At 45.5% G+C, this 5675-nt stretch carries 3 protein-coding genes; 2 read left to right on the forward strand and 1 reads right to left on the reverse strand.

Features of this window, described 5'->3' with window-relative positions; all coding sequences use genetic code 11:
- Positions 1 to 154 precede the first annotated feature (154 nt).
- A complete protein-coding gene (locus AC3A8L_RS19275; protein WP_487963901.1) occupies positions 155 to 3589 on the reverse strand; it encodes a methyl-accepting chemotaxis protein in 3435 nt (1144 codons plus the stop codon).
- A 183-nt stretch (positions 3590 to 3772) separates the two neighbouring features.
- Between AC3A8L_RS19275 and AC3A8L_RS19280 the strand changes: the two genes are divergently transcribed.
- Both AC3A8L_RS19280 and truD read left to right on the forward strand, forming a co-directional pair.
- Complete coding sequence (locus AC3A8L_RS19280; protein WP_487963902.1) at positions 3773 to 4777, forward strand: Gfo/Idh/MocA family protein; 1005 nt, start codon at positions 3773 to 3775, stop codon at positions 4775 to 4777.
- 66 nt (positions 4778 to 4843) lie between these two features.
- A partial coding sequence (gene truD, locus AC3A8L_RS19285) for a tRNA pseudouridine(13) synthase TruD (RefSeq protein ID WP_487963903.1) occupies positions 4844 to 5675 on the forward strand: 832 nt, incomplete at its 3' end.

Genomic DNA, 5675 nt, shown 5'->3' on the forward strand with positions numbered 1-5675 from the left:
GTCATTAGGGTAACGCATCGGGGCAGGAGCCCCTTATTAGACATTGCAGGAGCATAATGTCGTGGAGCAGTTACCGAGGCATGTAATGCTTTGAGCAACGCGGTTGAGGAAGCGGGGGCAAGTATTATTGGATGAAGTATTTTTTCCTCGGCCCTTATGGGTTAATTTTGAAAAAATTCAGCATGTCATTCATTGCTCTTGCTTGTTCCGCCATGCTCTCACTGGCCGCCGAGGCTTGTTCGACAAGCGCAGCGTTTTGTTGGGTCATTTGATCCATTTGTGAAACGGCAGTATTCACCTGTGTAATACCATTTTTCTGCTCAGTAGAGCCTGTAACAATATTCTCCATCATCGTAGTTACATGCTGAACTTCTTGCACGATTGACTGCAGTGTTTTTCCTGATTCGCCTACAAGCTTAGTGCCGCTTTCCACTTTGTTGCCGGAATCCAGAATTAGGCCCTTGATCTCTTTGGCTGCACTGGCAGAGCGTTGCGCCAAGTTGCGAACTTCATTGGCAACCACAGCAAAGCCTCTTCCTTGTTCGCCTGCGCGAGCGGCCTCTACTGCGGCATTAAGTGCTAGTAAGTTGGTTTGGAAGGCGATTTCATCAATCACGGTAATAATGTTGGAAATCTTTTCGCTAGCTTTAGCAATTTCCGTCATAGCCAAGGCGCTGTTTTTAACCGATTGATCGCCTTGCTCGGCAATGCTGCAAGCCGATAGCGCACGCTTGTTGGCCAGAATGGCTTGATCTTCACTACTGGCTACGGCCTGCGTCATTTGTTCCATACTCGATGCGGTTTCTTCGAGGGAAGACGCTTGCTCTTCTGTACGCGAGCTTAAATCCAGAGTGCCAGCAGAGATCTCGTTGGCACCCCGTGCAATATGATTAGACGCATTATTAACTTGGCATATAACATCGGTAAGTTTTTCGAGTGATGCATTGGCGTCTGATTTAAGTTGAGCAAACTCACCACTGTAGTCACGCGTTATGCGATAGGTTAAGTCACCTTTGCTCATTGCATCAAATAGGCTCAATATCTCTTCTAGTGCAACATTGGTTGTGCTTGTTAATCGGTTTAGGCCTTCACTCACCGTTTTAAAAAAACCGTCTTTTCCGTTGAGGTTAATGCTCTGACTAAAATCACCGTGCGCAGCTGAGGTTATAATTTGATCTATTTCTTTTTCGACCTCTACTTCGCTAGTGCGATCTACCCACTCTACGACGGTACCTAATCTTTCGCCTTTGTTGTTGGTTATGGGGTTTGCGGCAATGGCAAAGGTGCGTTTGTTTACACTAAATTCGGTGTTGAGTGTTTTGTTTAGGCTGGCGAGTGTACTTTGCTGCTGCTGAGGCCTTTTGTGAAATTTGTGCATCGACATGCCAATTATTTTTGAGGCATCGAAATTGGGAATGGTTTGTGCTAAATCGGATTGCGCGGTGCTCATCAGTGTAAAAAGCGACTGGTTCGCGTAGATGATATTAAAGTCGTTATCGGCAATCATTGTGCTGGTCGAAGAGCTATCTAGGGCCTCTCTAATACGCGCGTTTTCTTGTGCTAAAGCTTGCTCTTGTTGTTGTTGGGCCAATTGCTCGGAAATATTATCCCACTCCACAACAGTGCCCAAAAACACACCTTTTGCATTGCGGATAGGGCTGGCTTTTAGGGCGAATGTAAGTTCGCTTATTTTGAGTTGTGTTGCATAAGTACTAGTGAGAGTGGAGAGTAATTTACGCTGATGTGAGGGTGTTTTGTGGAAGATGTCAATATTTACGCCCATTAGTGAGCGAGCGTTAAATTGAGGTAGCTCTTGTTTTAATTTGGGTTCTGCGTCTTGCATTAATTTGTGAATCGAATCATTCATGTAAATAACATTGAAATCGTTATCTGCGATCATCACCGCTGTCGCTGAAACGTCGAGAGCCTGTTTAATAACCAGGCTTTTCTCTGCTTCTTCATTGGCGTGTTCAGCAAGTCTTTGTGCCTCTTGGGCATTTTCAGTCGCTTCTTGGGCACTTGCGGCTTGGGCTTGTCTGGCTTGCTCGATGGTTTTATAGGCTTGATTTGTTCCGTTGACTAGGTCATTAAGGTTGCCTGAGTAATGATTGTTGATCGGGGTGTTTTTTTGGCCACTTGCGAGGCATTTTAGCGAATTATTGACGGCACTAATTGCTGTGTAGGTGCTATCGGTTAGTGCGTTAAAGGCTTGCGCGGTTTGACCGATTTCATCGCGTTGATTGAGTGATATTTTTTGAGAGAAATCGCCCGTTTTTTGAACGTTTCGTATGCTTCTTGCCATTTGTAAAATTGGGTTGGCAATAAGCTTACTAATCATAAAGGCAAAGAGCATGATAGCAGCGCAGCTTGTAATGGTTATGAGCGCTAGGCCTTTACCTAGGCTGTGTATACCGGCAAAAGCTTCTGCTTCATCAATCTCAGCCAAAATGGCCCACTGTAAAGTGCCGTGCTCCAACGGTGCGTATGCACTTAAAACAGGGTTGCCGTTGTAATCGGTAATAATGCCAAAATCGGTTTCCCCTGCCAGTGCATTTTCAGCCGCGATTGTCTTCACCGCTCCGACTTCGGGGTTCCTGAAAGAGTTAATAACGCTGTGGCTTGTGGGGTCTAGGTAAGAGTCCGAGCGCATGAGCTTATCGGGCCCAATTAAGTAACTTTCGCCGGTTTCTCCCATGCCGGAACGTTCGTCCATAATTTCGTTAATGGGTGTTATTGGGATTTGAATAATTAGTACCCCTACGCGGGTGCCATATCTAAATATAGGTGATGCGATAAAACCTGCTGGTGCATCATAAGAGGGGCGATAGGGCTCGAAATCCTTGATTGATGTCTCGCCGTGATCAAGTGTGTTTGCATGTGAAAATACACGGGCAAAATTTGTATCGGCATAAGGGCCTGTGAGTAATGATGTGCCGTAGTCCAGTTCCTTAAAAACGGAGTACACAATATTGCCTTGGGTATCGGTAATGAATATATCGTAAAAACCAAACTTCTCTAAAATGTTTCTAAAGTTAGGGTGATAAGCGGCGTGGGCGGCGTGGTAAGCGCTGCGGCCTTCAGCGGCATCAAGTTTGTGCTTTTCACCTAAAGGGTGAATGTTTTCAACGATATATTTGTGTTGAAGAATAATGGCTTCGGGCGAAAGCTTGTCAAGCATGAGGTTGGTATTGGCGGATTCACCTTCATTTTGTTTTTTAAATTCTTCACCAAATTGTTGTGTGTAATATTGTTTTAGGTCTTCTTTGAGTTGTGCGGTAGTTTGCTCGTCGTTGTCGGCGGATTTTACTAGGCGCGGGAATATTCGCCCTAGTGCGCTGGCGACCTCGGCGGTTTGTGTAGACTCGGCAAGGGTAATAATCTGGTTTTCTACTTGAGTAAAATAACGTTGAATCGCCGAAGCTTTTATATCCCGTATTGATTGAAGTTGCTCAAAGGCTTGTTTTTCTAACAGCTTATTCGCGATTTGATAGCTCGTAACCGATACCACAAGCATGGGTATTAAACCTGTGAGTAGTAAGGAGTAAATAAGCTTTTTCGTCAGTGTCAAGTTTTTGAACCAGTTCTGCATGATGATCATCCATTCCTATAAATATTGACGGAAGAGTTAAGACGTTTTTTTGGGTATACACTCCTTTGACTATAGCCTGTAGATTGTGCTAAAACCTCGACCGGTAAAAAACTGAGTCGATAAATCAATATCGATTTGTCATCAATTTACATTTTTTATTACTTATTTAATGGTGAGAACGTTATGGGTCAGCCTTTGCGCATTGGTGTACTGGGAGCGGCAAAAATTGCCCGCACGCAATTAATTCCTGCTATTAAACAAGCGGACGGTGCAATGTTTTGGGGTGTGGCGTCTAGGGGGCTTAAAACAGCGCAAGCCTTCGTGCAGGATGTGGGTTACGGCAATGCTATTGAGGGTTATCAGGCGTTACTGGATAGTGAGGATGTTGATGTTATATACAATCCACTACCCAATGATTTGCATGTTGATCTATCCATTAAGGCGCTAGAGGCGGGTAAGCACGTCTTGTGTGAAAAGCCGCTGGCCCTGAATACCGAAGACGCCAAAAGGCTGCGTGCCGCATCAGAAAAATACCCTTCGCTTAAAGTTATGGAAGCCTTTATGTATCGCTTTCATCCACAGTGGCAGCAGGTTGTAGACTGGATTGCCGATGGCGCTATTGGGCGGGTTCGTAGTGTTTCGAGCCAGTTTTGCTATAACAATCATGATCCCGCGAATATACGTAATAACCCTGCGGCTGGTGGCGGTGCGTTAATGGATATCGGCTGTTATGGTATTTCGGCAACACGCTTAGTTATGGGGTGTGAGCCCCTGAGTGTGGTCGCTAAAGCCGAGATGCATCCAGAATTTGGTGTTGATGATATGGCGCACATGATCATGTCTTTTGACGGCGGCGCGAGCGCCACTGTTGTTGTTAGTACTAAGTCTCAGCGCAGTCAAAATGTCACTATTGAGGGGTCTCAGGGGCGTATTGTATTGACGCACCCATTTTATAGTGATGAAAATGATGAACGTATTATCCGCTTGGAGACCGATGATTCCGATCAAGAGATCACATTTGCGGGTGATATTAATCATTACCAGCTAATGGTCGAAGCCTTTGTTTCTAGTGTGCGTAAAAATATTCAGGTTCCGGTGTCTTTAGATGATTCTATTGCCAATATGGCTGTTATTGATGCAGCGTTTACCAGCATTGAGACTCATTCGTGGGTCGAGGTGGGGCTGTGAAAAAATCGACTAAGAGGGGGCTGAATTTATGGTCGGTTGGGAAGTTCGGTGTTAGGGAGTGTGGTAATGATTGTTGATCAACCGGCGATGGCATTTTCCTTGGATTTGCCATATGCCTACGGCGAGCCGAGTGTCGAGGCTTTACTCAAAAGTGAAAATCAGCATTTTGTGGTTCATGAGCAATTAGGTTTTTCGCCTGAAGGTGACGGCGAACACCTTTTTTTACATGTCGAAAGTAATGGTGATAATACGCCGTGGGTTGCAGAGCAATTGGCTATTGGCACGGGGGTAAAGAGTGTTGATGTTGGTTTTTGCGGCTTAAAGGATCGCAATGCCATTACGCGGCAGTGGTTTTCTATTTATGACCCTAAGCGAGAGCTACAAGCTCTGCTCGATGCCGCGTTTTTACCTTTGGAGGGCAGCCGCTTGTTGGCTGTTTCTCGTGGGCAAAGTAAGTTGCGCCGAGGTCAGCACGCGGGTAATTCATTTGTGATTACTTTACCGCTGGAAACCTCTATTGATCAAAGTGCGAGTGAAATACTTGAGCAGCGATTGGCTTCTGTACAGCAATTTGGGGTTCCAAATTATTTTGGATTACAGCGCTTTGGTCGTGAAGGTAACAATTTGCCTGCTTTTCAGCAGTGGCTAAGCCGCGCTCAGGATGAGCGGTCAAAAGGTAAAAAAGGGCGTTCATCCAGAAAACCACGGGGCATTATTTTGTCTGCCGCGCGCTCATATTTGTTTAATCAAGTGTTGTCTGAGCGTGTAAAAGAGGGGAGTTGGAAGGATTTGTTGTTGGGCGATGTTGAGTTGAATCATCTACCCACTGCACCTTTATGGGGGCGTGGGCGAAGTGCAACAGCTGGGTTGCCGCATGATCTAGAATGTAGAGCTTTGC

The sequence above is a fragment of the Marinagarivorans sp. genome, assembly GCF_982758155.1.

Coding starts and splice junctions, on each gene's coding strand:
- AC3A8L_RS19275 (WP_487963901.1), bottom strand. CDS start 3,589: ATGCAGAACTGGTTCAAAAACTTGACACTGACGAAAAAGCTTATTTAC.
- AC3A8L_RS19280 (WP_487963902.1), top strand. CDS start 3,773: ATGGGTCAGCCTTTGCGCATTGGTGTACTGGGAGCGGCAAAAATTGCC.